Here is a 26,928-nt window from a genome sequence, read left to right on the forward strand (position 1 = left end):
CATGCACATCGGCCTCGCAGGCCCCGTCGACCTGGCGCCGCTCGCCCCCTGGCTGCCCGACCGCCTGCCCGCCGTCCACAGCGGCCCCTCCACCGGCTGGCTCGCACGGACCTGGCTGGAGCAGGGCCACCACCTCACCGTGTACGCGCTCAGCAGCGAGATCACCGCGCCACGGTTCTACGACGGCGAGCACCTGCGCCTCTCCCTCTCCCCCCAGCGCCCGCGCGCCCGCCACCGCGCCCTCGACCTCTTCCGCGCCGAACGCCACGCCCTGACCGCCGCGATGCGCGCGCACCCCGCCGACGTCATCAGCGCCCACTGGACCTACGAGTTCGCCCTCGCGGCGATCGCCTCAGGCCGCCCCGCCCTCGTCACCGCCCGCGACGCCCCCTTGCGCTGCGCCTGGGAGATGCGCTCCGCCTACCGCTGGCTGCGCCACTCCATGGCCGTACCCGCAGTACACCGAGCCACCGCGGTCAGCGCCAACAGCCCTTACGTTGCCACCCACTTGAGACGCTGCCTCGCCCTCCGCACCCCCATCGAACTCATCCCGAACGCGATCCGCTCCGACGAACTCCCCACCACCACGGCCCCGCCCCCCGCCGACACCCCGCTCTTCGCGTCGGCGGCCCAGGGCTGGGGCCGGCTGAAGAACACCGGCGCGCTGCTCCGGGCCTTCGCCCTCGTACGCGACCGACTGCCCCGCGCCCGCCTGCTCCTCCTCGGCGACGGACACGGCCCGCAGGGCCCGGCGCACGCCTGGGCCGAGCACCGCGGCCTGACCGGGAACGTCGAGTTCGCGGGCCCGCTCCCGCGCACCGAGATGCTCGACCGGCTGGCCGCCGAGGTCCATGTCCTGGTCCACCCGTCCCGCGTCGAGTCCTTCTCGATGATCTGCGCGGAGGCCATGGGCATCGGCATCCCGGTCGTCGCCGGGCGCTCGAGCGGGGCGGTGCCCTGGGTCGTCGGCGACTGCGGCGAACTCGTGGACATCACCAGGCCTCCGCAGATCGCCGCCGCGATGACCGCCCTCGCCCTGGATCCCGTCCGCCGCACGGCACTTGGCGCCGCCGGGGCCGAGCGCGTGCGGGCGCACTTCCCGCTCCAGGCCACAGCGGCGGCGTACGTCAGCTGGTTCGAAGCCCACCTCCCGCCCACCGCCTGACCCACCAGGAGTCGCCCGATGGACGCCCCACTAGTCCTGCACGTCAGCAACGAGCCCACCCCGCTCAACCCGCGCACCCGCTTCGCCCGCGCGTTCCGCGACCTCGAAGAACAAGGCCTGATCCGCTACGAGTGCGTGGTCCCGGCCGCCGGGGACAAGCTCCCCCACTGCGAGCAGCCCGACCTGCTCTTCGTCCAGTCCCCGCAGTCCTATCGCTGGTCCCGCCGCGAAGTCCTCGACTGGCTGTGGGAGGCGGGCACGCCCCCACTGGTCGTCTGGGAGGGAGATGCCTGGGGCGGGATCACCAAACCGCTGCGCGAGCGGAACCTGGCCTGGATGCGGTGCGCGGACGAGGTGTACAGCGTGGCCATGGGCCCGCAGGCGGCGCTGCTCAGGCGCGCCTGCAAGAGGCCCGTGCGCTACGTGCCCAACACCGCGCCCCGGCACTTCATCGACGACCACCGCGACCACCCGCCGAACGGCGTCGCGCTCATCGGCAAAAGGCTGACGTACCTCGGCGTCGAACTCATCCCGGGGGACCGCGAACGATACGCACTGGCACGGGAGTTGCAGCAACTGCCGGGAACACGGATCTCGCTGTACGGGTCGGGCTGGCGCGGCCCCGCCGCACGAGGACCCGTCCCCTTCCACGATCAGCTCGCCGTGATGCGCCAGGCCCTGATCACCGTCGGCTGGAACCGCTACCGCGACCACACCGGCTACTTCTCCGACCGCCTGCCCATCGCCCTGTGCGCGGGCCGCCCCCACGTGGGCTCCCGCCATCCAGGCCTCGACTGGCTGCCAGGACCCGACCGCGGGCTGCACCTCATGGACAGCCCGCGCGCCGCGGCGGACCGGGTCCGCGACCTGCTCACCCAGGACCCGGGCGAACTCCTGGACACGGCGGCGCAATTGAGCCGATGGGCGGCCGAGAGCCTCACCGAGACCCAGGCGCTCCTGCACATGCTCGGCCCCCACATCCCGCTCCCCGCACCGCCCGCCGACCCCTGGGCCGCCTTCGGCGAGGACTACGCGACGGGACGGTCCGAGCGGAGCTTCGCGAAGAGCTGACGCGCCTCGGGCTGTACGAGCTCGTCGCGGTCCGTGTCGCCCTCCGCCGCCTGCCGGGGCAGGGTGAGGAAGCGGGTGGCCGACGCGGAGACGCCCGACGACCGGCGCGCGAGCCCGTACAGCTCCCGGAGCGAGTCGAGTCCGGGGTCGCAGGTCAGCGAGGACGCGGCCGCGCGCAGCAGCGGGTAGGCGTGCGTCGGGTTGGAGAGCGTCCTCACGTTCAGGGACCGGTCCATCAGGGCGCGCATGAACCGCTGCTGCCGGCCCATCCGCTGGGTGTCGCTCCCGTCACCGACGCCCAGCCGGGTCCGTACGTACACCAGTGCCTGCGCCCCGTCGAGGCGTTGGTGTCCCGGCTTCAGGGTGATGCCGCTCTCCGGGTCGTGCACGGGCTGGTCGATGTCCATCTCGACCCCGCCGACGGCGTCCACCATCCGCTTGAATCCGGAGAACTCCACCACCGCATGGTGATCGACGCGGATCCCGGTGAGCTTCTCGAACGTACGGATCGTGCAGGCCGTCCCGCCGAACTGGAACGCCCAGTTGAACTGGGCGCGTTGAGCCTCGCTGCGGCCGCCTCCGGGCGTACGGCAGCTGGGGATGTCGACCAGCAGGTCGCGCGGCACGCTCATCAGCGCCGAGCGGCCGCTGTGCGGGGACGTGTGGAGCAGCATGGTGGTGTCGGCGCGTTCGCTGCCGACGCCCGCCTCCGCGTCGGAGCCGAGCAGGAGGATGTTCTGGGCCCGCCCGGGGCCGTGCTGTGGGCGGTCTGCCGCGACCTCTTCGAGCGCGCGGGTGGTGGCGTCGTCGGTGCGGATCCCGCCGTCGATGCGCTCGTACAACAGCCAGCCGGTGCCGGCCGCGGCGGCCAGGAGCAGCGTGGTGGCGATGGCGGCCAGCCGGATCCGCTTGCGGCGCTGCGCGCGTCGTTGTGGGTCGGGTGCGGTCCCAGAGGGCTCGGAGGGTCCAGAGGGATCAGAGGGTGCTGCGTCGTGCATAGGTGAGTCCTTCCACTCCGTCGGCGAATCTGCGGGCCATCTCCTCGACGGTGTAACGGGCCGCGTCCGCACGGCAGTTCGCGCTCATCGCCCACAGGCGTTCGGGGCGGGTGAGCAGTCCGGTGAGGGCATCGGCGTACGCGCCGGGGTCGCCGCCGTCCACGATCAGGGCGTTGCGGCCGTCCTCCAGGTACTCGAACTCCGGCCCGTGGGCGGCCTGTCGGGTCGTGACGACGGGCGCACCGAGTGCGAAGGAGTCGACCGCGACCAGGCCCACGGCGCCCGGCACCATCAGCACGTCGGCGACCGACCCGAGCCGCGCCTTCTCGGCGTCGGTCGCCGTGCCGACGTACCGGACGGGGCCACCCGCCCGCTCAGCCGCCTCGACGAGCGTCCGCTGGGCGCCGTCCCCCGCGACCAGCAGCCGGAATCCGGGCAGCTGTCCGGCCGCCGCCCGGGCCGCTGCGAGCAGGAACGGGATGCGCTTGGCCTGGTCGAGGCCTCCGACGTACAGCGCGGTACGCCCCTCGGTCAGCCCGTGATCGGCCCGCAGCGCGGCCTGCTCGTCCGGGGTCACCGCACCGCACGCGGCGGCCAGGGACGCGGTGTCGACGGCGTTGCGCACGACCGTGACGCGCCGCTCGGGAAACCCCTCGCCGATCACATGCCGGGCGCCCTGCTCCGTGTACGCGAAGAACCAACGGGCCCGGTTGGTGAGCAGCCGTTTCGCGGCCCGCAGCGGCGCGGAGGGCGTGCGGGTGTACGTGGATCCATGACCCCAGAGCCCGACGGGCGGCCCGCCGGGGCGCAGCAGCGGACGGTAGCTCTCCAGGCTGTGCAGCGACTGGCCGACGATCAGGGCGTCGCAGTCGTGGGCGAGCTCGCCGAGCCTGCGCCGTACGAGATGCCGCCCACCGAAGCTGAAGGTGCGCTGCGGGAGTTCGACCGCGCCGGGCAGCCCGTGCTGGTCGCCCCGGCTCACGTCCTTGCCCCAGGGGCGGCCGTGAGCGACCGTCAACTCGACGTCACGCGCGGCGAGTTCACGCCGCAGATGCTGGTAGAACGCGATCCGGTAGCCGGGTACGTACTGCTGGACGATCACGGCGTGCTTCACCGTGCGGACCTCGCGGCGGGCAGCGCTTCCTCACGGGCGGCCCGGTCCTCGCGGTCCTCGCGGAAGAGGACGATGTCGCACTGGAGCATCTGTCCGGTCCGCGGGTCGGTGAAGCCGGGGACGACCGACATCAGCGTCATCCCGAGCCGGGACTGCATCTGCTCCAGCGCGTCGTTGAAGAGCAGCCCGCCCTCGTACAGCGGGACGAGCGACGTCTCGCTCTGGATGCCCGAGCACTCGGCGGCGCGCTCCCCCGCACCGCGCAGCACCCGGTCCTCGTAACCCTGCACGTCCATCTTCAGGAAGACCCGCTCGCCGGGTGCGACGATCTGCTCCCACAGCTCGTCGAGCCGGTGCATCTCGGCGGGCTGTTCACCAGTGTACGAAGCATGCGGTGCGGCGGCGCGGTGGCGGGCCAGCATGGGCAGGACCGAGCTGCTGGCGCCCGCGTTGCCCGCGACGTTCATGGTCGCTGTGCCCCTCTCGGCGCCGAGCGCGTACGGCAGAACCGTCCAGTGGGGGTCCTCGGCCGAGACGTGGCGCAGCTCGGCGCGCGGCCGGCTGAGGGGCTCGAAGGAGACGATGCGGCCGTTGAATCCCGACCGGCGCAGCATCGTGCCGTAGCCGCCCGCGTGCGCGCCGACGTCGAGCACGAGGTCGATCTCGAACCGTCTGAGCAACTGGACCAGTTGGGGACCCGCCCAGGACGCCGGGTAGCGGGAGATGTCGATGCCGAAGCGCTGCGCCGTGCTCCGTACCCGGTGGAGAAGAGTGGTCATCCGCGTCCCTTTCGTGTGCCTTCTCGTGTGCCTGTCCGTGTGCCTGTTCGTGTTCCTTTGCAGACCGCCCAGATGAATCTGGGGTGGCCCCACAGCACCCGGCGCCACAGCCGGCGCGGTTCGCTGCAGAGCCGGAAGAGCCACTCGAGGCCGTGGTGCTGCATCCACAGCGGGGCCTGGGTCTTGTTGCCGGAGATGAAGTCGAAGGCCGCGCCGATCGCGACGTACACGGCGGGGTGCGCGGCGGCGAGGCGGGCCGCCTCGTGGTCCTGCTTGGGGGTGCCGAGGCCGAGCCAGACGATCTGTGCGCCGCTGTCGCGGATCCGCTCCAGCTGCGAGTACCGCTCCACAGCGGTGAGTTCGCGGAAGGGCGGGGACTCGACGCCAACGATCCGGGCCGTGGGGAAGCGGGCGCGCAGTGCGGCGGCGAGCCGGTCCAGGACCTCGGGGGTGGAGCCGAGGAGGTAGTGGCGTACGCCGGCGGGGCAGCCCTCGCGGAACACGTCGAGGAGGAGGTCGGGCCCGTAGACCCGCATCCGGGGCAGTGAACTCCCCCGGTGCGCAATGCGGTTGGCCCACACCACGCCCTGGCCGTCGGGCAGGTTCAGCGTCGATGCGCGCAGCAGCCGGTGCAGGGCACGGTCGCTGTCGGCGAGGGCCAGGGTGTAGGCGTTGCAGAGGTGTACGTCGGCCGCCTCGCCGCGTACCGCCAGGTCGACCAGCTCGGCGGCGGCCAGGGCGGGGGTGGTCGCCGTGACGGGGATTCCCGCGCAGGCGACGGTGGTGACGGTGGCGTGGGTCATGCCTGGACCTCCGCGATCTCGATGGCCGGGGCGGTCGACGTCCGGGGCCGCACCGGCCCGTACACGCGCACCTTCAGCAGCCGTACGACGGCGAGCAGCGCACCGGCGGCGAACACCAGCGCCGCCGACGGCGGCAGCGCCCCGCGGTGGATGAGGATCCCCGCACCCGTCCCGGCCGCCGCGGCCAGAGCCAGCGCGACCGCCGCGCCCTGCGGGGTCAGTCCGAGCCTGCGGAGCCGGTGGGCGATGTGGTCGGTGCCGCCGTGCAGCAGCGGCCGGCCCGCGCGGCGGCGGGAGGCGACGACCAGCGCGGTGTCGGCGGTGACCACCAGGGTCAGGGTGAGCAGGGACCCTGCGGCCTGTGCCGCGGTCGACGCGGTGTGCACCGCGACGGCGGCCGAGGCCAGCACGAAACCGGTGAAGAGCGAACCGCAGTCGCCGAGGAAGATCCGCGCCGGGTGCCAGTTGTGGACCAGGAATCCGCCGAGCGCGGCAGCCAGCAGACAGAGCAGCACGGCGAGCCCGGTGCGGTCCTCGGCGAGCGCGCAGAGCGCCAGACCCAGCGCGGTGACGGCGCCGACCGCACCCATCGCCCCATCCGAATTGTCCAGCAGGTTGAAGGCGTTGGTGACGAAGACGATCCAACAGACGGCCAGCGCACCGGTGAGGAGGGTCAGCCCGATGTCGTACGCGACGACGCCCGCGGCGCCCGTCTCGACGACGAGCCGCACCCGCGCCCCCAGCGGCCGCAGATCGTCGACGAGCCCGAGCGCTGCGACGGCGCAGCCCGCCAGGACCAGCGGCACGGGAAGGTCCCACGGGCCGGTCAGGGCGACGGTCAGCGTGGCCGTCACCACGGCGACCCCGCCGAAGTGCGGGGTGGGGCGGGTGTGGCTCTTGTGGCCGCCGGGACGGTCCAGGACCTGGGTGCGCACGGCGAGCGCGCGCAGGCCCTCGGTGAGGAGGGCGGCGAGGAAGAGTGCGGCGGCGACGGCCACGAGTCCGTACAACATGCCCAAAACCCGTCAGGCCAGGGCGCGTTCGGGCGCGGCCGGTTGTCCGGACGGAGGTCCGGGAGGGGTCCCCGGGGAGGGCACGGTGCGCTCCGCCCGCGCTTCGGCGATCGTCGCGTCGAGGATGTCGTCGAGCGTGCGGCGCGGCCGCCAGCCGGTGAGGGCCCGCAGCCGCGCGGTGTCGGGGAGCCGGCGCTCCATGTCCTCGAAGCCGGTCGGATAGGCCTTCGCGTACGGCACCAGATCGACGGGCGACGGCGACCCGCTGCGCCGCACGATGCGCGCGGCGAGGTCGGCGATGCTCGTCTCCTCGGCCGTGCCGATGTTGAAGGCGGAGCCCGCGGCCGCAGGTTCGCCCAGGAGCCGCAGCAGCGCGTCCACCACGTCGGCGACATGCGCGAAGCAGCGGCGCTGGGTGCCGTCGCCGTGCACCGTCAGCGGCTCGCCCGCCACGGCCTGGCGGACCAGGCGCGGCACGACCATGCCGTACGCCGGGGACTGGCGCGGTCCGACCGTGTTGAAGAGCCGCACCACCGTGGTGGGCAGGCCCAGTTCGCGGTGGTAGGCGAAGGCGAGGATCTCGTCGACGGCCTTGGCGGTGGAGTACGACCAGCGGGCGACGGAGGTCGCGCCGAGGATGCGGTCGGAGGTCTCGGTGAGCGGGCCCGCCGAGTTCTTTCCGTAGATCTCCGAGGTGGAGGCGAGCAGGATCGGGCGGCCGTGGCGGTGCGCCGCCTCGATGACGTTCTCGGTGCCGCGGACGTTCGTGCGGAAGGACGTCAGCGGCTGCTCGACGATCAGCCTGACGCCGACGGCGGCCGCGAGGTGGACCACCCGGTCGCAGCGGCCGGTCAGTTCGTCGACGAGGCGCTCGTCGAGGACGGAGCCGCGGATGAAGCGCAGGCGCGGGTCGGGCCAGGCGTCTTCGAGGTTGGCCCTGGATCCGGTCGACAGGTCGTCGAGCACGACCACGGTGTGGCCCTGCGCGAGGAGCGCGTCGGTGAGGTGCGACCCGATGAAGCCGGCGCCACCGGTGACCAGGTAGGTCGAGGTAGAGGTCGAGGGATTCATACGCCACCCGTTCGGTTGCGGCTCTTGTTGCGGTATCGGGGTGATGCCAGGGCGGCATCTGGCTCGAGCCCTCCACAACGTAGTTCGTTATGTCCCAATATGTGGCGAATAACACGAACGCTTCTCGTGATCGGGGAACCACCGCATGAGCGCAGCAATCTCGGCCACCGCCCCGCAGCATCTGGCCGTCGTCGGACTGGGTTACGTCGGACTGCCGCTGGCCGTCCGGGCGGCGGAGGCCGGGTTCCGGGTCACCGGCCTGGACACCGACGAACAGCGCGTCAAGCAACTGGGCGCCGGGCAGTCGTACATCGAGGACATCGGCGACGAGCGGCTGCTCGCGGTGCTCGACTCCGGCCGGCTGCGGGTCTCCACCGCGTACGCCGACGCCGCGGGCCTGGACGTCTGCGTCATCACCGTGCCGACGCCGCTGCGGGACGGGGTGCCCGACCTGAGTTACGTGGAGAGCGCGGGCCGCTCGCTCGCCCCGCTCCTGACGCCCGGCGCGACGGTGGTCCTGGAGTCGACGACGTATCCCGGCACGACCGAGGAGATCCTGCTCCCGCTCCTGGAGAAGGGCAGCGGGCTGCCGGCGGGGCCCGGCGGATTCCACCTGGGTTACAGCCCGGAGCGGATCGACCCGGGCAACGCGCGCTGGGGTCTGGAGAACACCCCGAAGGTCGTCTCCGGGATCGACGACCACGCACTGGAGGCGGTCGAGGCCTTCTACGACCGGATCGTGCAGCGGACCGTCCCGGTCTCCTCGCTGCGCACCGCCGAGCTCACCAAGCTCCTTGAAAACACCTTCCGGCACGTCAACATCGCCCTCGTCAACGAGCTGGCGATGTGCGCACGGCCGCTCGGCATCGACATCTGGGAGGCGGTGGAGGCGGCCGCGACGAAGCCCTTCGGCTTCATGCCGTTCCTGCCGGGGCCGGGCGTCGGCGGGCACTGCCTGCCGGTGGATCCGTCGTATCTGTCGTGGCAGGTGCGGCGCCAGCTCGACCACGACGTCAAGTTCGTCTCGCTCGCCAACGAGATCAACGAGCACATGCCCGCGTATGTGGTGCGGCGGGTGGAGGACGGTTTGGGTCGCCCGCTGGGCGGGGCGAAGGTGCTGGTGCTCGGGCTCGCGTACAAGCCGAACACGGGCGACGTGCGCGAGTCCCCGGCCGTCGAGGTCGCCGGGCTGCTGCGGGCGCGCGGGGCGCGGGTGCGGGCGGTCGAGCCGTACGCAGATCCCGCCCAGCTCCCCGGCGACGTGCTGTGCGTGGAACTGACGGAGGCCGAGGTGCGGGAGGCCGATGCGGTGGTCGTCGCGACGGACCACGACGTCTTCGACTACGCGATGGTGGAGCGGTGCGCGGCGTACGTCTTCGATGCGCGCAACCGGTGCGGGGCGGGGGCGGACCGGCTGTGAGGATTCCTGTGAGGTTTCCTGTGCGGTTTCCCGTGTGGATCCCTGTGAGGCTCACCTGAGCGACACAGATCACCGCCGTCCCGGCTACATTGCGACCGCGGAAATGGGTAGTCTCAGACGGACTGCATAAGTTACCGCTTAGTAATCATTCTGAAGCCCATCCCTCGCAGGCCCGAGGAGCCCTCCATGCAACTCGTCGCGATCATCGTGTCGCTGGTGCTGACCGTCGTCGGCATCGCGCTCATCGCGCGAGCCGTCGCTCAGATCTACCGGTTCGTCAAGATCGGCCAGCCCGTTCCCGCGGGCAGCCGCACCGACGACCCCAAAGCGCGCTCGATCACTCTGACCAGGGAGTTCCTCGGGCACAGCCGGATGAACCGGTGGGGAATCGTCGGTTTCGCGCACTGGTTCGTCGCGATCGGCTTCCTGACGCTGCCGCCCACCCTGATCCAGGCGTTCGGCCAGCTCTTCCAGGCCGACTGGGTGCTCCCCTGGGGGATCGGCACCTTCGTACCGCTGGAGATGTACACCGAGTTCATCGGACTCGCGACGACCGTCGGCATCCTGATCCTGATGGCGATCCGGCTCTCGAACCTGCCCTCGCGGGCCGGCCGCAAGTCGCGCTTCGCGGGCTCCAAGATGGGCCAGGCGTACTTCGTCGAGTACGTCATCCTCATCATCGGGCTCGCGATCCTCACCCTGCGCGGGCTCGAGGGCGCCATCTCGGGCGTGCACCACTACGAGGCCGGGTACTTCGTCTCGTATCCGCTGGTCCTCGCCTTCAAGGGCCTGAGCCTGGGTGCGCTGCAGAACCTGATCTACTTCACCGCCATGGTCAAGATCGGGACCTCCTTCATCTGGATGATCACGGTCTCGCTCAACACCAACATGGGTGTGGCCTGGCACCGGTTCCTCGGCTTCCCGAACATCTGGTTCAAGCGCAACGCCGACGGCGCCACCGCGCTCGGCGCGCTGCAGCCGATGACCTCCGGCGGCGAGACGATCGACTGGGAGGACCCGGCCGAGGACGCCGTCTTCGGTGTCTCCCAAGTCGAGCAGTTCTCCTGGAAGGGCATCCTCGACTTCTCCACGTGTACGGAGTGCGGCCGCTGCCAGTCGCAGTGCCCGGCCTGGAACACGGGCAAGCCGCTCTCCCCGAAGCTCCTCATCATGTCGCTGCGCGACCACGCGCACGCCAAGGCGCCGTACCTGCTCGCAGGCGGCGGCAAGGACGCCGAGGGCAACGAGAAGGCGACGCCCGAGCAGCTGGCGGACGTCCCCGCAGCCGCTCTCGCCGAGGCCGAGCGCCCGCTGATCGGGACGGTCGAGGAGAACGGTGTCATCGACCCGGACGTGCTCTGGTCCTGCACCAGCTGCGGTGCCTGCGTCGAGCAGTGCCCGGTCGACATCGAGCACATCGACCACATCGTCGACATGCGCCGCTACCAGGTGATGATCGAATCCGCCTTCCCCTCGGAGGCCGGCACGATGCTCAAGAACCTGGAGAAGAAGGGCAACCCCTGGGGTCTTGCCAAGAAGCAGCGCGTGGAGTGGACCAAGGAGGTCGACTTCGAGGTCCCGATCGTCGGCAAGGACATCGAGGACTTGACCGAGGTCGAGTACCTGTACTGGGTCGGCTGCGCGGGCGCGCTCGAAGACCGCGCGAAGAAGACCACCAAGGCCTTCGCCGAGCTGCTCCACATCGCGGGCGTCAAGTTCGCGATCATGGGCGGCGACGAGAAGTGCACCGGTGACTCGGCCCGCCGTCTCGGCAACGAGCCGCTGTTCCAGCAGCTCGGCCAGGAGAACGTCGCGATGCTGAACATGGCGTTCGGCGAGGACGACGAAGACCCCGAGACGAAGAAGCCCAAGGCCACGAAGAAGATCGTCGCGACCTGCCCGCACTGCTTCAACACGATCGCGAACGAGTACCCGCAGCTGGGCGGCGAGTTCGAGGTCATCCACCACACGCAGCTGCTCCAGCACCTCATCGACGAGGGCAAGCTGATCCCGGTGACCCCGGTCGAGGGCCTCATCACGTACCACGACCCGTGCTACCTGGGCCGTCACAACAAGGTCTACACGCCCCCGCGCGAGATCATGTCCGCCGTCCCCGGCCTGCGCCAGCAGGAGATGCACCGCCACAAGGAGCGCGGCTTCTGCTGCGGCGCCGGCGGTGCGCGCATGTGGATGGAGGAGCGGATCGGCAAGCGCATCAACACCGAGCGCGTGGACGAGGCGCTGTCGCTCAACCCGGACATCGTCTCCACTGCCTGCCCGTTCTGCCTGGTCATGCTCACGGACTCCGTGAACGGCAAGAAGAACGACGGCAAGGCGAAGGAGACCCTCCAGGTCGTCGACGTCGCGCAGCTGCTGCTCGACTCGGTGAAGGTCCCCGCGGACCCGGCGGAATCGGAAGAGTCCGAGGACGCTCCGGAGCCCGAACCGGTCAAGTAGTTCGTACGTACGCAGGAACGGCCGGATCCGCCTCGGGGGCGGGTCCGGCCGTTCGCGTTACGCCTGGCGCATGCCCACCCGCGTCCCTGCGCCCGCCGCCTCTCCCCCCGTGCCCGCGCCGGCTCTCCCGCTTGCCACGACGCCCGGCCGCCTCCCCCGCTCCGGCAGGGGCCGCGCCACCGCGCCGCTCCTGGTCCTGCTCGTCTTCGTCTGCTTCCAGGCCGCGATCACCCCGCACTGGTCGTACTCCAACGACTCCTACCGCTATACGCGCAACGCACTGGAGTACCTGGGCGAGCCCCCTGCGCAGGCACGGCGCGAGGCCCTGTCCGCGTACTGCGCCGGACAGCCCGCGACGCCACGCACCACCTGCCTGAGCGCCCACGCGGAAGGCCTGGCCCCCAACTCCCCCGCCTACGAACGGATCTTCACGACCCGCCCCGGCTACCCCCTCCTCGCGGCCCCCGCCATCGCCCTCCTCGGCATCGCCCCCGGCCTGTGGACGACGGCACTGCTGCTGACCGCGGCGGCGGGCCTCCTCGCGTACCGGCTGCTGCGCGAGGCGGGCGCGGGTGCGTGGACCGCGGCCGGGGGGCAGGGGCTGCTGCTCTTCGGGGCGCCGGGGAACTGGGCGATGCGGCCCCTGACCGAAGGTCTGGTGCTGGTGGCGGTGCTGGCCTGCGTACTCGGTGCGTACCGCATCCTCGAAGGGCGGCCGGGCACGGCTCCCCTCCTCACCGGCTTCGCGGTGCTGTGCGCCACCAAGTACTCGACGGCGCTGCTCTTCGCGGCGGCGCTCGCGGCGGCCTGCCTGCTGCGCTGGGCCTTCGTACGGGAGGACACCGCGCCCCGCCGCCTGGGCCTCGCCTCGGCAGCCGCTGCACTCCTGCTCGCTCTCGGCTGCCGCCTGCTCGGCCTGCCGGGCGCGACCCACGCCGCCCAGGAGGTGCTGACGGAGCACTTCACCCGGCCCGAGGTGGCGGCGCCCTGGCTGCGGCTGCCACCGCTGATCACCCAGTACTGGCTGACCTGGGGCCGTACCGAGTCCGCTTTCGCCGCGCTGCTCGCGGTCAGCTCCCTGGCCCTGTGGCGCCTGCTCCCCCGCCTCGCCCTGCCCGCCCTGGCGGCAGCTCTGACCGGCGCGGCCACGGCTTCGGCGCTCCCCCGCCCCGATGAACTCGACCGGCTGTGGCTGCTGATGTGGGTGCCGGTGGTGCTGGGGGCGCCGCTGCTCGCGACCCGTCGGGGATCCCCCGTAAGGGATGTCACAGCTCAGCAGCAATGAAGCCCCCGATCCCCGGCCCCGGCTCAAGGCCGCCCAGGAACGGGTACGTTCGATGGGTGGCTGGATTCAGAAACGGACGCGGCCGGGACAACCGCACACCGCGCCAACAACCGCAGCAGCAGCCGTACGGACAGCAGGCACCGCCTCCTGGGCCGTACGGCCATCAGGGCATGCAGCAGCAGTGGCCGCAGGCCCAGCAGCAGCATCAGCAGCCGTACGGCAACGGGCAGCAGGGCGAGCCGGAGTACTTCGGCGACCCGTACGCCCATGACCCGTACGCGCCCAGTGCGGCCAACAACCCGGGCCACACCCAAGCCTTCTCGATCAACGAGGACCCGTACGGCGACGGCAACACCTACCGCGCCGGCAACACCCCGGCCCCGCCGATCGGCCCGCGCCTGCACTGGAAGGACCTGCTGCGCGGCATCGTGCTGCGCCCGGGCCCGACCTTCTGGCAGATGCGCGACCACGCGGTCTGGGGCCCGGCGCTGATCGTCACGTTCCTCTACGGAATGCTGGCGCTCTTCGGCTTCGACAAGGCCCGCGAGGACGCGGTCGACGCGACGCTGTCCACGGCGGTCCCGTACGTCCTGACCACGGGCGTCTCGATCGTCATCGGCGGCCTGATCCTCGGCGCGGTGACCCACACGCTCGCCCGCCAACTGGGCGGCGACGGCTCCTGGCAGCCCACGGTCGGCCTCTCGATGCTGATCATGTCGATCACCGATGCGCCCCGCCTCCTCTTCGCCCTGTTCCTGGGCGGCGAGAACGGCCTGGTCCAGATCATCGGCTGGGCGACCTGGCTGGCGGCAGCGGCGCTCTTCACGTCCATGGTGAGCAAGTCCCACGACCTGCCGTGGCCGAAGGCCCTGGCGGCGTCGGCGATCGAACTGCTGGCGCTGCTGTCGCTCCTGAAGCTGGGCACGATCTGACCCGACGTACGCGCCCGTACGACGCGAAAAGGGGCCCCAAGGGGTCCCTTTCCCACGTCAACTCTCAACTCTCTCAGGCGTCGAGAACCTGTCCTTCACGCCGCACGACGGGCGGTTCAACACTCCAGGGGAAGTTGATCCAGTCATCGGTGCGCTTCCACACGTACTCGCACTTCACGAGCGAGTGCGACTTCTCGTAGATGACGGCGGACCGCACCTCGGCGACAGCCCCCAGACAGAAGTCGTGCACCAGCTTCAGCGTCTTCCCGGTGTCGGCGACGTCATCGGTGATGAGCACCTTCTTGTCCGAGAAGTCGATGGCGTTGGGGACGGGAGCCAGCATGACCGGCATCTCCAAAGTCGTCCCCACCCCCGTATAGAACTCCACATTCACCAGATGAATGTTCTTGCAGTCCAACGCGTAGGCAAGACCGCCGGCGACAAAAACGCCGCCGCGGGCAATGCTCAGCACGATGTCGGGCTCATACCCGTCGTCGGCAATGGTCTGCGCAAGCTCACGCACAGCACTGCCGAATCCCTCATAGGTCAGATCTTCACGCACTGTCGTACTCACGCCCGCACTCACACCTGTGTCCGATGAAAATTGAGGAAGGACCGCGAGGCGGTCGGCCCGCGCTGCCCCTGGTACCGCGACCCGTACCGCTCGCTGCCGTACGGGTGCTCGGCGGGCGACGACAGCCGGAACAGGCACAGCTGCCCGATCTTCATGCCCGGCCACAGCTTCATGGGCAGCGTCGCGACATTGGAGAGCTCAAGCGTCACGTGCCCGGAGAATCCAGGATCGATAAACCCGGCAGTGGAATGCGTAACAAGCCCGAGCCGCCCCAGTGAACTCTTCCCCTCCAACCGAGAGGCAATGTCATCGGGAAGCGAGATGACCTCATAGGTGGAAGCGAGCACGAACTCACCAGGGTGAAGGATGAACGCCTCATCCCCCTCCGGCTCGACCTCGCGCGTGAGGTCCCCCTGCTCGACGGCAGGATCGATATGCGGGTACCGGTGGTTCTCGAACACCCGGAAGAAGCGATCGAGACGCACATCAATGCTCGACGGCTGCACCATCGATTCGTCGTACGGATCGATGCGCACGCGCCCGGCATCGATCTCGGCCCGGATGTCCTTGTCTGAGAGAAGCACGCCCCGAGGATACGCAGAGCGCGCGGCCCCGCCCCAATCGGACAGCCCGCGCGCCTGTACTCCGCTTGCCCCGCCTCCGGCTACCGCTGCTCCCCGGCAACCGGCACGGCATGCCGCAACCGCGCACACCGCGGACAGCGAATGAGCCGCCCGGGCCCGAGCCGGTCGGCCCCAAGCTGCTGCATCGGGAACGAGTTGGTACTGAACACGTGCCCTTCGGCACAGCGGACGACGGTGCGCTCCATCGAATCCATCAAGTCCCTTCCCCATCAAGCATGGCCGAGAAAACGCCACATTAAGGGATGAACAGGACAGCAATCCACCCGGCGCTCCGGGACACCACCGTACGACCCAACTACCGCGCCCCACACCAAGATCCCCACCCCGGAACGCACGACGGCCCCTGAGCGGATACGCCCGGGGCCGGCCATGAGGTAAGGTGAGCGACGATGCGAGGCCCTCAGGGACGCGCTGCGCGAGTGTAGTTTAATGGTAGAACATGAGCTTCCCAAGCTCAGAGCGCGGGTTCGATTCCCGTCACTCGCTCCACGACAAAGGCCCAGGTCACCGACCGGGGCCTTGTTTGTTGTCTGGACCAGTTCACCCGTCGCGTGCCCGTTCCGTGCCCGATGCTCGATCGTGTGATGTGTCTTTCTGTTTGGCCCGCTCCGTCTGAATCATCTTGTCCAAGCCGGCGGCGACCACCTTCTGACGCTCCTGGTCGGAGTGCTGATAGATCATCGCTGCCTTCTCGGAGGACTGCCCGGCGCGGACCATCGTGTCCTTGAGCGTGGCACCGGACCGGGTCGAGAGGGTGTGCCCGGTGTGCCGGAGATCGTAGAAACGGAAGTTGTCCGGCAGACCGGCGACTGCCCGCGCCTTGCGCCACTTGCGCCCGAAGGTGGAACGCCGGAAGGGCTTGCCCCGCTCCCCGACGAACAGCAGGCCGTCAGGCTTCTGTTCCGCGTACAGGGCGAGGTGCGCTTTCAGGTACGGCCGCAGGAAGGCGGGCAGCGCCATGAACCGTTTCCCCGCCTCGGACTTCGTGTCACCGAGCACCCGCCGGCCGGTGGTGAGTTCCGGCTCTGCCTGGCGGACCCAGACGCCGACTTCGCTCAGGTCCACATCCGGGCGCCGCATGGCCGCTTGTTCCTCCGGGCGGGCCGGACCGTACGCGGCCAGGTAGACCATCAGCTTCCATCGGTTGCCCATGGCATCGGCGACGGCATCCACCTGGGGGACGCGCGCAACGAGTCCTTCGGCCGCTGTCTCGGTGCCTGCACCCTTGATCCGGCACGGATTGCGGCGGATCAACTCGTCGTCCGTGGCCGTCTGCATGATCGCCTTGAGGAGCCGGTAGGACTTCGCGACGGTGGTCTTCCCGGTTACCTTCAGCCGTTCAGCGCGCCAGGTCCGGATCCCGGGGGCGGTGATCTCATCCAGGTCCCACGCACCGAAGGTGGGCAGCAGGTGCAGCCGCATCAGTCGCCGGTACAGCTCTTCCGTCGTTGCCGACAGGCCCCGCTCATCCACCCATGTGAGCGCGTAGGCCTCGAAGTTGACCGCTCCCGCGTCGGGATCCATCCACTCACCGCGGCGGACCTCGGTCTGTTGCTCAGCCAGCCAATCGTCTGCGTCGGTCGAGGTCGCGAAGGTGTCGGGGGCGGGCCGATCGATGCCATCGGGTCCCAGATACCGCGCCTGATAGCGGCCGGACGGCAGTTTGCGGATGCGCCCGAAACGACGCTTCTTGCCCGTCATCAGGCAGCCCGCCCATACCGGCTACGGCGACGCCGGACCGGGTCCACGGTGTTCGCGTCGATGTACTCACGCAGTGCGCTTTCCGCGATGCGGACATGTCGGCCGCACTTCACGTAGGGGATCCGGCGTTCCTCGATCAGGCGCCGGGGGAAGCGCACGGTCGTTCCGAGCACTACAGCGACTTCGGTGACGCTCAGGTATCGCTCATTCATGATCGTGCGTCCCTTCTTGTCGATGGTCTTGCATGGCTTCGCGTGCGGTTTCGCGGTTGAGGCGGATGTCTTCGGCGATGGATGCGGCGAGGGCGGATTCGCCGGGGGTGTGGCCGTGGCCGGCATAGGACCAGTGGGCCAGGACGAGGGTGGTGTCCGGGTCGGGCAGGCCGAGGGCTTCGCGTTGTTCGGCAGCGCGGTACTCGGCACGTACGGAGCGCCGTTCGGCGAAGGTCCGGGAGTAGTGGCGGGACTTGGTCAGGAAGTGGCCCCGGAAGCCGAGCATGTGAGCCCAGGCCCACAGCCGGTAGGCGGGGTAGAGGGGTTCGAGGTCCCAGCACGCGCGGATCAGTCGGCGGGCGTGATCGGGGACCTGGTGCTGGTCGAGCTCCGCCAGCTCCCCGATCCGCCGGTCCAGGGTGCCCGTGCTCTCAGCGGCCTTGGTGGCGTACTTGGCGACGTAGGAGGCCACGGCCCCTTCCGTGATGTCGTCACCATCGTTGAAAGCCTGAACGGGCCGGATGTCGAGCTGTCTGCCCCAGGCGAGAGCGCGCGCGGGTTGGTCCCCGGCGGCGGGGACTTGGGCGGTGACGTAGGGGTGGACGGCCGCGGCCTCGATGCAGCGGGTGAGGAGTTCGAGGGTGGCCCACCGCGGGGGCTCGGTATCGGGTCCGTCAGGTCCGTCGAGGCGGATCACGGCGTGGAAGTGGATCGCGCCGCGCTTCTGGAATTCGGCGACCTTCCCGAACGACAGCCGAGCCGACTCCCGGAACGCCTTCTGGGTCAGCCCGGCAGCGGCGGCCAGTTCACGGCGCAGCCGATTGACGAAGCGGTGCCACAGCTCCCCGGCATGGTTGTTGAACAGCACGGCGCCCGCGTAGTCGTACGAGCGCGGGTCGAGCGGGGTGCCCAAGACAGGGTCATCGTCCCCATGGCGGGCACCGCAGCGGCAGCGGCCGGTATCGGGACGGTTGTGGACCGGCCCGAACGACGGGGCGGTGAGGGTGGTGAAGACGCGCGGGCGGCTGCTCACGGTGGCGGGGATGTTCATGGCGTCGTCTCCGGAGAGTCCGGCGCGGATGAGGCGGTAGGCGTCTCCGGCGTAGAGGTAGGCGCAGGAGGGGCAGCGTGAGGCGCGGCGGTTTCCGCAGGCGACCCGCAGCCGGCCACCGGGTTCATCTCCCGTCGAGTAGGCGTGGAGGTTCTGGCCGGTGGTCTTGTCGCGGGTCAGGGTCCAGCCGGTCAGGTGGATCGGGTTGGAGCAGCCGCCGGTCTTGCGGATCTGTTCTCGCCAGCGGTCGAAGTCCGGGGCGGAGGCCACCCGCAGCAGGTCTCCCAGGGTGGTTGCATCGAGGGTGTCAGCCACGGGCCACCGCCAGTGCATCGGCCAGCAGCGGGGAGGAGAGCAGTCCGGCGGGTGGTGTCCACAGGCCGCGTGCACCGGCCCAGGGCAGCGGTCGGGCGAGGGTGGTGACGTTGCTCAGGTGCCAGTGGAAGCGTCCCTTGGCGGACCACAGGGTGCAGTACCCGTCATCCGCATGGCAGTTGTCGAGCACAGCCACGGCGAGGACGGCGCCGCGGGGGAAGGGCCGGTGCAGGAAGGGGCGGCACATGGGCGCGGTGCCCGCGTAGGGGTCTACGGTCTGCCCGGCGTGGATCAGGACCGGACCCCGGTACTCGGTGGGCCAGGACCGGTTCTCGATGCGTTTCGTGCCGTAGGCGATGCAGGATGCCCAGGGCTGCCACAGGGTCAGGGCACGCACGGCGGTCATCGTCGTCACGCGATCACCTGCCGGTCCAGTTCGATGCCGGTGATGGCTTCGACAAGGGCGGAGATGAGGACTTCGGCGACGGGCGGGGTGACCGCGTTGCCGTACTGGCGGACCCGGTCACGCTTGCTGCCGTAGACGATGTAGGTGTCGGGGAAGGCCATGGCGCGGCCGATCTCGCACGGCTCGAGCATCCGGAACCGCACGTCGCCCAGATCGAGGTTCGCGGCGACTTCCGCGAGGGACCACCGGTCGCGGGTGGTCACGGTGCCCACGGGCTCTTCGACCGGGCGGGCGGTGCCGTTGCTGTAGTACGGGACCAACAGGCGCTGCCAGGTGACCAGCGACTGGTGACCGGCGGTGGTGAGCGTGCGCAGCGGCTCAGTGGCAGGGGTGCAGTGCTCACGCCCGTCGCCCTTGCTGCCGTTGTTCCGCATCACCATGGCCGGAACATCCGGGGTGACCAGCCCGTGATGGTTGCCCGACGCGGTGACCGTCCCGAGCGGCTCGTCCATGGTGTGTACGGCGTTCTTGGAGCCGCCCCCGCGCAAACTGATCTGGAACGGCGGGATCGCAAGGCCGGTTTCGTTGCGGGCGGTCTGCGTGCGCAGCGGCTCACACGCGGAGACTGCGGTCTTGCCGTCGCGGCCCTCGGTGGGCACCAGCAGCGCGGGCACGGCAAGACCATCGGTCTCGCGGGTGGTGCGCGTCGGCATCGGCTGATCGATGGGGGATGCGGCGGTGCGCCAGGTCCCGCCGGCGGGCACGGTCAGGGGACTGGCGTATTTCGCGATGCCCACCCGAATGCGGTCCATCGTGGCGTCCGCGAGCGGTTCGGTCCGATCCGCGATCCGGGTGCCCTGGTGGGTCCAGTCGATCGCGGCGGAGGCCGGGATCACGTCGGGTTCCACGATCGTATTGCGGCACGAGACGTGCGGGCACCGGTAGTAGTACTGCCCGTAGCGCCCGTAGGCGCCCATGTCGGTGCGGGGCTTCTTGAACACCTGCAACGCCGTGACGAGTTGATCGCAGAGCGGGCACCAGGCGGTGGGGCGTAACCACTTGTTCCAGTCCGGGGTGCGGCCCAGGTTGGTGCGCCAGTAGGCGACGAACAGTCGGTTGCGGGACTGCGGGGCGCGCATCGAGCGCGGGGCGATGACGTGCATGGAGTTCAGCGCGATGACCCGCGTCGCATACCCCTCGGCACGGATCTCGGCGATCCAGCGCCCCCACTGGTCCCACTTCCGGCACTCGGTGACGTTCTCCACGACACCGGCCAGCACCGGTTTCCCGCGCAGGTTCATGGCCCGCAGGTAGCGGGGGACTTCCTCCATGAGAGCGCGGGCCCGTTTGATCTCCGGATCCGGTTCCACCTCACCGAAGAGCACGCCTTGGGTGGAGTGGTCGAAGTCGCGTCGCTTGCCACGGGCGTTGGACCACGGCGGGCAGGAGGGTGAGGCCCAGAAGATGTCAGCACGCGGGAAGGTCTCGATGCGGGCGCGGGCCACGTCGCCTTCGAAGTGGTCGACGCCGGGGAAGTTCGCGGCGTGCGAGGCAACGGCCTGCTTGTTGTGGTTCGCGGCGAAGATCAGCTGTGTTCCGGGGACCTTGGTCAGTCCCTCGCTGGAGCCGCCGACACCGGCGAACTCGTCATAGACACTCAGCACAGCGCACCCACCTTCACCGCAGGAGCGGAGAGACGAACGGGGCGCATCGTGCGTCCGGTGCCGTGGCAGGCCTGGCAGATGACGGGGAGCACATGGCGCGATCCGTCGGCGTGACGGGTGCCGGTGGTGATAGCGACGATCGGGAAGCCGTCGCAGTCCGGGCAGATCCGGCGCACGGACGCAGGGCGGTGGTTCATGATGGTTCTTCCTTCCGGTTCATGGGATCGGACAGGGGCACGGCGCCCGGAGCGGACGAGACTTGGCGGTTGAAGCCGCTCCGGGAGCCGGTCAGCGTCGCCGGTCAGCCGGCGGGTTGTTGAGCATCGAGCGCAAAACCACAGCCAGCAGCGCGAGCGATCCGGCGGTAACGGCGACCGCGAGGAACATCGAGATCAGAACCGCGCCGATCACCAGGACGACGCCGGTCCCGCCAACGGCGAGGGCGATCACACCGCCGGTCGAGAGCTGCACACCGGAACGGACCGGAGCAACGGGGGCCGGGGCGGGGTGCTGGCAGGCACACGGCGCCGGGTGCTGCGGCTGGACAGGGGCCGCAGGGATCACGGCGGTCGGGTGGATCACCGGGTACAGGGCGCCGGTCGGGGTGGGATTGATCGGGTAGCGGGGCTTGAACATGGTCTTTCTCCCTTCAGGGGTTGGGGATCACTTGCCGGTCTGGTTGATCACGTCGACACCGGACCGTGTGCCGGAGTCGATGGCGGGGGCCAGGAACGTGCCCTGGAGGTAGAAGCCGAGGAGGAGCAGGACCACGACCACCCAGCCCCGGACGTGCAGGTACTTGACGGCAGCCCAGGCGATCAGTGCCAGGACCAGGACGAGCGGCAGGGAAACGGTCATCGGATCTGTCCTCTCAGGTGAGTTGGGCGGTGATCGCGTCAGCGAGCTGCGGGGCAACGCCCAGGCGGCTGCGCAGGGTCGCAGAGTCGATCGGCTGCCCGGTGGCGGTGTGGTGCGCGGTGGCGACCTTGCGGGCGTGCTCCAACAGGGCGGCGGGCACCGGTACGGCGGCGGGCAGCGCGGGGACCGGCGCCGGGGCGGGGGCTTCCTCACGCACGATCGACGCCGAAGCGGCAGCGGACGGGACTGGTTCAGCCGGCGAGGCGTCCGGGGGCACGGGCTTGGGTGCGTGAGCAAGAAGGGTGCCACCCATGAACGCGAGCGCGGGCCAACCAGCGACCAGGAACCGCAGCCACGCAGGGGTGTTCGCCAGGTCGAGGAATCCGGCCGTCGCCACGTTCGCCCCGAGCGAGGCGGTCAGGGCAACGAGGAACCAGCACCAGGCCAGCCGGGACGGGCCACCGGTACGGAGCCGGCGCCACGCGGCCACGAGGAGCAGGTCCACGCTGATCGGGTAGGCCCAGGCTTTCCAGCCGTGCTGTCCGGCCGCGTCGGCGATGTCGTGGAGATGGGCGAAGGACAGGGCACCGGCGATCACGGCCTGTACGAGGACTGCGTCCATGCGCAGGGTCTTCATCACGGGGTCCCCCTTCCAGGGTGTTGGGGCCGTTGCCGGGCGGGGAATCGGTGTCCGGCCGCCCGGCAACGGCGGTGATCAATTGGTGTCGGGGTTGGGATTGCGCCCGGAGCCAAAGCAGTTGAGGCACAGCCCGTTCTGTGTGCCGACCACGCGGCGGGAGCGGCCGACCCGAACAGGAACGGGGATCTCTCCGGTGCCCTTGCAGACCGGGCAGCCGGCGGGGCGATGCGTACGAGCGGTCATGGTCACGACTCCTCACCGGGGTCACCGGGCGGGATGCCGTAGAGCGGCGGGTCGAAGGCGTCCAGCGGCAGGGACTCGGCGAGCGCGTGGCCCACCACGTCGGCGAAGTGCTGGTCTGCCTCCACATGAGCGGCGTACAGGGCCAGGTCGGAGAGCATGAGCACGGTCCGGTTGAGGTCTTCGCAGTTGGGGCACACAGCGGGCTTCCCTCCTGAGTTCGGGCATGAGCGGGGTAGGGAGTTGGCGCGAGACGGTCACGCCGACCGGGGTGAGGCGGAGAACTACGGAGTGCCGGAAGCGGCGACCGGAGCGGCAGCCGGCGGGACCGGAACCGGGGCCGGGCTCTGCGGGCGGTAGGCGGCCAAGGTCGGGATGTCCGGCGTCAGATGCGCGAACTCCCGGCAGGTGGCGGCGACTTCGCCGATCTTGACCTTCGGGGTTCGGATGCGGGACCAGCCACCGGAGGAGTCCCCGGCAATCGCGGTACCGGCACGATCGGCAGCGATCGCGGTCGCGGCGACCACGGCGAGATCGTTGATGTCGCCCAGGCCCATTTCTGCGGTCTGCTTGTCGTTGCAGCGGTGCACCACACGGCCCGAGAGCTGGGCCCGCAGGGCGGTTGCTCCCTTGCCGAGTTCGGAGCCGAAGCGCTGCCCGCACACCTCCAGATGGATGCCGACCGCGCGGGCGAGCTGTGCGAGACGGACCAGTTGGGTGACCATGTGATCGCGGCGTACAGCGTCCGCGCGGGAGACGATCAGGAACAGTTCCGCGATCTCGTCTATCAACACGACGATGGGAATCGGTCGGAGCTTCTTGGGCAGGCCCCAGATGTCCGAGGTGATGTCTTCCAACGGGGTGCCCGGGGCGATGTTCTGGTGGAGGCACAGCAGGTCGAAGCGCTCTTCCATCTCGACCACCAGCGCATCGAGCAGCCCCTCAGCCTCAGCCGAGGTAATCGCAAGCGCGGTCAGGCGAGGAGCGTACGCGGACTGTTCGACACCGCGTTTGCAGTCGATCCCGACCACGGCCACGTCCAGCGGGGCGAGACCTTTGATCAGGCAGCGCTGGTACATCGACTTACCCGACTTGTTGGCGCCCAGGGTCAGCGCGTGCGGGATCTCCTGGTAGTCACGGACGAACGGCAACCCGTCTTCCCGCAGGGCGACGGACACGGCCAGGGGCCCACGGACCAGCCGGCGAGGCATCCGTACCCGAGCGAGAACATCGAAGCCGGTCAGACGGATGTCCACCACACCCGGCTTGATCTCGCGGACGTGCACAGAGTGAACGGCCCAGGCGTGCCGCAGTCGCTCAGCGGACTTGACCACGTCTTCCGGAGTCAGGCCGGCGGCGAGACGCAGCCGCAGACGCAGGCCGGTAGTGGTCGGGCGGATGCCGTGGATGTGCGGGATCCGGGGCTTGGCCACATCCGCGCCACCGGGCGACGCCATCTTGTGGGCGAAGACCTTCCACCAAGGCGGATCCACGATCAGCTCACAGGCTTCCATGGTCGAGCGCCAGGCGGACAGCACCCGGTACAGGGCGGCGGGCAGACCCACCAGGGTCCAGTACACAGCCGGCGCCTTGACCCGGGCGATCAGGAGCAGGGCGGTCAGGATCACCGCCAGCACTAAGAGCGTCGATGCGGACATGGCGATCAGCCCTTGCCGTTCGACATGGCGGGAGCCTGAGCGACCGCGACGGAGTTGGCGCGGTAGCTGATGCCGTGCCCGAAGTCGTTCTCCCACGGGCGGGCCACCAGACCCGGCAGCGAGACCGGAGCACCGGGGAACAGGTCCGGCTGGACACCGTCCTCGGCGACCACGATCGTCACGGCGTCCGGGCGACCGTCCACGATCACGGCGACGTTCACGTTGAACAGGGTCTTGCCCGAGGTCCGGTCGGTCGCGATCTCACCGGTGTCCCGGTTCTTGATCTTCGGTTCCGGCGCCTGGATGAGCATCACCGTCATGGCGCTGGTGTCTACGGGGATCTGACGCATGATCGAACTCCCATTCCGAGGGGATCTGAGAAGGCATCAGCCCCCTCAGGTTCTAGTGGCAAAGCCACCATGAACTAGCTTGCTCTAGTACACACTAGAGCACAAGAGGTAGAGCGCAATATGGTGCTTTAGTTCGGACTGATCGGTACCCTCAGGTCATGACCGTTGCCGCCCATGACCCAAGGCCCAAGAAGGTGCAGGTTGCCGACGCACTGCGTACGGAGATCGTGAGTGGACCGCTCCCGGCAGGGCACCGCTTGGCTTCGCTACGCGACCTTGCGGACCGGTTCAGCGTCACGCCGGTCACGATCGGCAACGCCCTCCAGATCCTCATGGACGAAGGGCTGATCAGCTCCGTGCCGACCCGGGGGTACTTCGTAGAGGAGCCCACTGAGGGCACCCAGCCAAGCGGGTCTGTTAAGCGGGATGAGATCAATTCAATCCACTCCGAGATTCGACAACTTGCCGCCCGTGTCGCCGAGTTGGAGAAGCGAGCCGGCCACCAGGGCGACGCCTAACGTGTGACCTACCGTGCTCGCAGCGCTCACGACTCACCAGTGACATGTCAGGTGTCACGCGGGGGACAGGTTGGGTGCCAACCCCCTGTCACCCACCGTGTCACCGGCCTTTGAAATGCCAGACTCGAATCCAGGCACCCCAACGGGAGGCAGGGAACATGAGCGACGAACGGCCGACATGGGCGCGACGTATCGCCGGCGAGCGTGAGGCCCGGCAGTGGACCCAGACCGAAGCTGTCGCAGCACTCCGAGCGCACTCACCCAAGAAGCTGCCCGAGGGATCGAGCATGATCCGGCAGTGGAAGCGTTGGGAGTCCGGCGAAGTCACCCCGAGCGAGTTCTACCAACCGATCATTGCCGCGATGTTCGGCACGGTGACGCACGCGATCTTCCCTGTCGCCAATCGGCGTGATGGCAATGCCGAGATCATCGCAGCGAGTGGCATGGAGACACTGGACATCATCAGTCGTCTGCAAGCGTCGGATGTAGACAGCGCGACCATCGATGCCCTGCGGATCACGACAGATCGACTGTGTTCGGAGTATCCCCACCTGCCGAGTGGTCAGCTCGCAGTCGAGGGCCGGGCCTGGCTCAAGCGGGTGGCCGGATTGCAGGCCCAGCGGCTCACGCTCGCACAGCATCGCGAAGTGCTCACGCTCTCCGGATGGCTCGCCCTGCTGATCGGCTGTGTCGAGTACGACATGGGCGATCGGGCAGCAGCCGAGAGCACACGCCGAGCCGCCCTGTCTCTCGCGACCGAGGCCGGGAACACAGAGATCTCCGGATGGGCTCATGAGATGCGGGCATGGTTCGCTCTCACCACGGGCGAGTACCGGGGGATCCTCGCTGCCTCCAAGGCCGGTACAGAGATCGCACCGAGTCACGGCGTTGCCGTGCAGCTCGCTGGGCAAGAGGCGAAGGGTTGGGCCCGGCTCGGAGACAGGCGGCAGACCGAAGTAGCCCTAGATCGCGGGCGGAAGCTCCTTGAGGGGATGCCCTACCCGGAGAACCTTGACCATCACTTCGTAGTGGATCCCGCCAAGTTCGATTTCTACGCGATGGACTGTTACCGGCTCCTTGGCGAAGACCGCTTTGCCGAGAACCTTGCCCACGAAGTCATCAGGGCTGGCACGGACTTTGATGGCGCCGAGCGGTCACCTATGCGGATGGCCGAAGCACGGATCACCCTTGGTGTAGTCGCGGCGCGAGCCGGCGATGTGGAGCAGGCCGTCAGCTACGGCGAATGGGCCCTTAAGGGAGAGCGCCAGTCCTTGCCGTCGCTTCTCATGGTCAGCCGTGAGCTGGCCTCGATCGTGCACAAGGACTTCGCAAGCGAGCCGACCGGCCGCGAGTACTTGGATCACTTGCACGCGATCAGCCGCACACCCTGACGGCGCGGACAGAGTTTCCCTACATCATCAAGTGCTCGCTTCGCTCGCGTGGCCGGGCGCCCACGCCGCTGGCTGGATCATTGCCAACCCATCCGCCAAAGCCGTCCCTTGGGGATCTTCGGCCGCTACCGGCCCACGCACCTCCGCCGCCACGATCCGACCTCTGGTAGGGGAAACGACAGGGGCGAACTCATCGAGCGCAGCAGCAGGCCCGACCCCTTGGCCGAAGCCCGTGCAACCAAGATGACGGAGTCAATCGATCTCAAGGAGTCGAGTGCCGCGCAAGCGCGGCGGCGCCGGACGGACGCCGCCGCACGGCTCCCTCAATGTCTACGCCACCGGGGCCGCGCGCCGTCGCCCGTCCGCGCCCACAAGGGGGCGAAGAACCAGCACTGGGCATGGCTGAGGGGGAACCTGAAAGTGCAGGGGAAAGACGCGTTGCTTTACCGATTGAGGCCGGATCGTGGCGACGGAAGTACGCGGTCCGAAGCTGCCTGATTCCCAGGCGTTCAAACGACCCGCTAACCCACCGCGGGGGCACCAGCCCGAAAGCCGGCGCGACCTTGAGGAGCGGGGGAACCCTGTCGTGGCCGGGGCG

General features: G+C 69.5%; 29 protein-coding genes and 1 tRNA gene. 9 read left to right on the top strand and 21 right to left on the bottom strand.

From position 1 onward, the window contains the following. The first annotated feature begins 1 nt into the window (after nt 1). The gene (locus tag AB0H78_RS01515; protein ID WP_363232149.1) at nt 2-1,165 is read left to right on the top strand and encodes a glycosyltransferase family 4 protein; all 1,164 of its coding nucleotides are present in this window, start codon (nt 2-4) and stop codon (nt 1,163-1,165) included. Between the two features lie 18 nt (nt 1,166-1,183). Beyond that, nucleotides 1,184-2,236: a hypothetical protein gene (locus tag AB0H78_RS01520; protein WP_363232150.1), complete on the top strand. Its 1,053-nt coding sequence runs from the start codon at nt 1,184-1,186 to the stop codon at nt 2,234-2,236. Here the strand turns inward: AB0H78_RS01520 and AB0H78_RS01525 are convergent. The 6 genes from AB0H78_RS01525 to AB0H78_RS01550 are packed head-to-tail and all read right to left on the bottom strand — an operon-like array spanning nt 2,194 to nt 8,014. Next, nucleotides 2,194-3,234, bottom strand: a complete 1,041-nt coding sequence (locus tag AB0H78_RS01525) for an LCP family protein (protein WP_363232151.1) — start codon at nt 3,232-3,234, stop codon at nt 2,194-2,196. The two genes, AB0H78_RS01520 and AB0H78_RS01525, sit on opposite strands and share 43 nt — an antisense overlap. Continuing rightward, nucleotides 3,212-4,348, bottom strand: coding sequence for a glycosyltransferase family 4 protein (locus AB0H78_RS01530; RefSeq protein ID WP_363232153.1), 1,137 nt, complete (start codon nt 4,346-4,348; stop codon nt 3,212-3,214). Before AB0H78_RS01530 ends, AB0H78_RS01525 begins: the two co-directional genes overlap by 23 nt. Continuing rightward, nucleotides 4,345-5,127, bottom strand: a complete 783-nt coding sequence (locus AB0H78_RS01535) for an FkbM family methyltransferase (protein WP_363232154.1) — start codon at nt 5,125-5,127, stop codon at nt 4,345-4,347. The genes AB0H78_RS01530 and AB0H78_RS01535 overlap by 4 nt, the downstream gene beginning before the upstream one ends. Further along, on the bottom strand, nt 5,124-5,930 hold the full coding sequence (locus AB0H78_RS01540; protein WP_363232155.1) for a WecB/TagA/CpsF family glycosyltransferase: 807 nt from the start codon (nt 5,928-5,930) through the stop codon (nt 5,124-5,126). Before AB0H78_RS01540 ends, AB0H78_RS01535 begins: the two co-directional genes overlap by 4 nt. Continuing rightward, the gene (locus AB0H78_RS01545) at nt 5,927-6,943 is read right to left on the bottom strand and encodes an MraY family glycosyltransferase (protein WP_363232156.1); all 1,017 of its coding nucleotides are present in this window, start codon (nt 6,941-6,943) and stop codon (nt 5,927-5,929) included. Before AB0H78_RS01545 ends, AB0H78_RS01540 begins: the two co-directional genes overlap by 4 nt. 12 nt (nt 6,944-6,955) lie before the next feature. Next, on the bottom strand, nt 6,956-8,014 hold the full coding sequence (locus AB0H78_RS01550) for an NAD-dependent epimerase/dehydratase family protein (protein ID WP_363232157.1): 1,059 nt from the start codon (nt 8,012-8,014) through the stop codon (nt 6,956-6,958). Nucleotides 8,015-8,159: 145 nt separating this feature from the next. Between AB0H78_RS01550 and AB0H78_RS01555 the strand changes: the two genes are divergently transcribed. The 4 genes from AB0H78_RS01555 to AB0H78_RS01570 all read left to right on the top strand — a co-directional run bounded on the left by AB0H78_RS01555 (nt 8,160) and on the right by AB0H78_RS01570 (nt 14,108). Next, nucleotides 8,160-9,434, top strand: a complete 1,275-nt coding sequence (locus tag AB0H78_RS01555; protein ID WP_363232158.1) for a nucleotide sugar dehydrogenase — start codon at nt 8,160-8,162, stop codon at nt 9,432-9,434. A gap of 186 nt (nt 9,435-9,620) precedes the next feature. After that, on the top strand, nt 9,621-11,891 hold the full coding sequence (locus tag AB0H78_RS01560; RefSeq protein ID WP_363232159.1) for a (Fe-S)-binding protein: 2,271 nt from the start codon (nt 9,621-9,623) through the stop codon (nt 11,889-11,891). Between the two features lie 70 nt (nt 11,892-11,961). Beyond that, nucleotides 11,962-13,176 (top strand): hypothetical protein, encoded by a 1,215-nt coding sequence (locus tag AB0H78_RS01565; RefSeq protein ID WP_363232160.1) that lies wholly within the window; start codon nt 11,962-11,964, stop codon nt 13,174-13,176. A 56-nt stretch (nt 13,177-13,232) separates the two neighbouring features. Then, complete coding sequence (locus AB0H78_RS01570; protein ID WP_363232161.1) at nt 13,233-14,108, top strand: Yip1 family protein; 876 nt, start codon at nt 13,233-13,235, stop codon at nt 14,106-14,108. 73 nt (nt 14,109-14,181) lie between these two features. On the opposite strand, the gene AB0H78_RS01575 is transcribed toward AB0H78_RS01570, so the two are convergent. Both AB0H78_RS01575 and dcd read right to left on the bottom strand, forming a co-directional pair. Further along, nucleotides 14,182-14,670: a phosphoribosyltransferase gene (locus AB0H78_RS01575; RefSeq protein ID WP_363232692.1), complete on the bottom strand. Its 489-nt coding sequence runs from the start codon at nt 14,668-14,670 to the stop codon at nt 14,182-14,184. Between the two features lie 20 nt (nt 14,671-14,690). After that, complete coding sequence (gene dcd / locus AB0H78_RS01580; RefSeq protein ID WP_363232162.1) at nt 14,691-15,266, bottom strand: dCTP deaminase; 576 nt, start codon at nt 15,264-15,266, stop codon at nt 14,691-14,693. 475 nt (nt 15,267-15,741) lie between these two features. On the opposite strand from dcd, the gene AB0H78_RS01585 reads away from it, so the two are divergent. Then, nucleotides 15,742-15,815, top strand: a tRNA-Gly gene (locus AB0H78_RS01585). A gap of 51 nt (nt 15,816-15,866) precedes the next feature. Here the strand turns inward: AB0H78_RS01585 and AB0H78_RS01590 are convergent. From AB0H78_RS01590 to AB0H78_RS01650, 13 genes are all read right to left on the bottom strand, one after another. Beyond that, entirely contained in the window at nt 15,867-17,027 is a 1,161-nt protein-coding gene (locus AB0H78_RS01590) for a tyrosine-type recombinase/integrase (RefSeq protein ID WP_363232163.1), read from the bottom strand. Next, complete coding sequence (locus tag AB0H78_RS01595) at nt 17,027-17,239, bottom strand: excisionase family DNA-binding protein (RefSeq protein WP_363232164.1); 213 nt, start codon at nt 17,237-17,239, stop codon at nt 17,027-17,029. The genes AB0H78_RS01590 and AB0H78_RS01595 overlap by 1 nt, the downstream gene beginning before the upstream one ends. Further along, the gene (repSA, locus tag AB0H78_RS01600; RefSeq protein ID WP_363232165.1) at nt 17,232-18,605 is read right to left on the bottom strand and encodes a replication initiator protein RepSA; all 1,374 of its coding nucleotides are present in this window, start codon (nt 18,603-18,605) and stop codon (nt 17,232-17,234) included. Before repSA ends, AB0H78_RS01595 begins: the two co-directional genes overlap by 8 nt. Continuing rightward, complete coding sequence (locus tag AB0H78_RS01605; RefSeq protein ID WP_363232166.1) at nt 18,598-19,020, bottom strand: ASCH domain-containing protein; 423 nt, start codon at nt 19,018-19,020, stop codon at nt 18,598-18,600. Before AB0H78_RS01605 ends, repSA begins: the two co-directional genes overlap by 8 nt. Beyond that, nucleotides 19,017-20,675 carry a DNA cytosine methyltransferase gene (locus AB0H78_RS01610; protein WP_363232167.1) on the bottom strand — a complete coding sequence of 553 codons (1,659 nt, stop codon included), beginning with the start codon at nt 20,673-20,675 and terminating at the stop codon, nt 19,017-19,019. The genes AB0H78_RS01605 and AB0H78_RS01610 overlap by 4 nt, the downstream gene beginning before the upstream one ends. Continuing rightward, nucleotides 20,669-20,872, bottom strand: a complete 204-nt coding sequence (locus tag AB0H78_RS01615; protein WP_363232169.1) for a hypothetical protein — start codon at nt 20,870-20,872, stop codon at nt 20,669-20,671. The genes AB0H78_RS01610 and AB0H78_RS01615 overlap by 7 nt, the downstream gene beginning before the upstream one ends. 91 nt (nt 20,873-20,963) lie before the next feature. Further along, on the bottom strand, nt 20,964-21,311 hold the full coding sequence (locus AB0H78_RS01620; protein ID WP_363232170.1) for a SpdD-like protein: 348 nt from the start codon (nt 21,309-21,311) through the stop codon (nt 20,964-20,966). A gap of 27 nt (nt 21,312-21,338) precedes the next feature. Next, nucleotides 21,339-21,533, bottom strand: coding sequence for a hypothetical protein (locus tag AB0H78_RS01625; RefSeq protein WP_363232171.1), 195 nt, complete (start codon nt 21,531-21,533; stop codon nt 21,339-21,341). Between the two features lie 13 nt (nt 21,534-21,546). Next, nucleotides 21,547-22,170, bottom strand: coding sequence for a DUF2637 domain-containing protein (locus AB0H78_RS01630; protein ID WP_363232693.1), 624 nt, complete (start codon nt 22,168-22,170; stop codon nt 21,547-21,549). 78 nt (nt 22,171-22,248) lie between these two features. Further along, nucleotides 22,249-22,416, bottom strand: a complete 168-nt coding sequence (locus tag AB0H78_RS01635) for a hypothetical protein (protein WP_363232172.1) — start codon at nt 22,414-22,416, stop codon at nt 22,249-22,251. Between the two features lie 2 nt (nt 22,417-22,418). Further along, nucleotides 22,419-22,613, bottom strand: a complete 195-nt coding sequence (locus tag AB0H78_RS01640) for a hypothetical protein (protein ID WP_363232173.1) — start codon at nt 22,611-22,613, stop codon at nt 22,419-22,421. An 84-nt stretch (nt 22,614-22,697) separates the two neighbouring features. After that, on the bottom strand, nt 22,698-24,071 hold the full coding sequence (locus tag AB0H78_RS01645; protein ID WP_363232174.1) for an FtsK/SpoIIIE domain-containing protein: 1,374 nt from the start codon (nt 24,069-24,071) through the stop codon (nt 22,698-22,700). 5 nt (nt 24,072-24,076) lie between these two features. Continuing rightward, entirely contained in the window at nt 24,077-24,421 is a 345-nt protein-coding gene (locus AB0H78_RS01650; RefSeq protein WP_363232175.1) for a hypothetical protein, read from the bottom strand. A gap of 158 nt (nt 24,422-24,579) precedes the next feature. On the opposite strand from AB0H78_RS01650, the gene AB0H78_RS01655 reads away from it, so the two are divergent. Beyond that, on the top strand, nt 24,580-24,939 hold the full coding sequence (locus tag AB0H78_RS01655) for a winged helix-turn-helix domain-containing protein (RefSeq protein WP_363232176.1): 360 nt from the start codon (nt 24,580-24,582) through the stop codon (nt 24,937-24,939). Between the two features lie 158 nt (nt 24,940-25,097). Next, nucleotides 25,098-26,330: an XRE family transcriptional regulator gene (locus AB0H78_RS01660; protein ID WP_363232177.1), complete on the top strand. Its 1,233-nt coding sequence runs from the start codon at nt 25,098-25,100 to the stop codon at nt 26,328-26,330. Nucleotides 26,331-26,928: the final 598 nt, after the last annotated feature.

Origin of the sequence: Streptomyces sp. NPDC050738 (assembly GCF_040654175.1) — a bacterium.
In the GTDB taxonomy this organism is placed as follows: Bacteria; Actinomycetota; Actinomycetes; order Streptomycetales; family Streptomycetaceae; genus Streptomyces.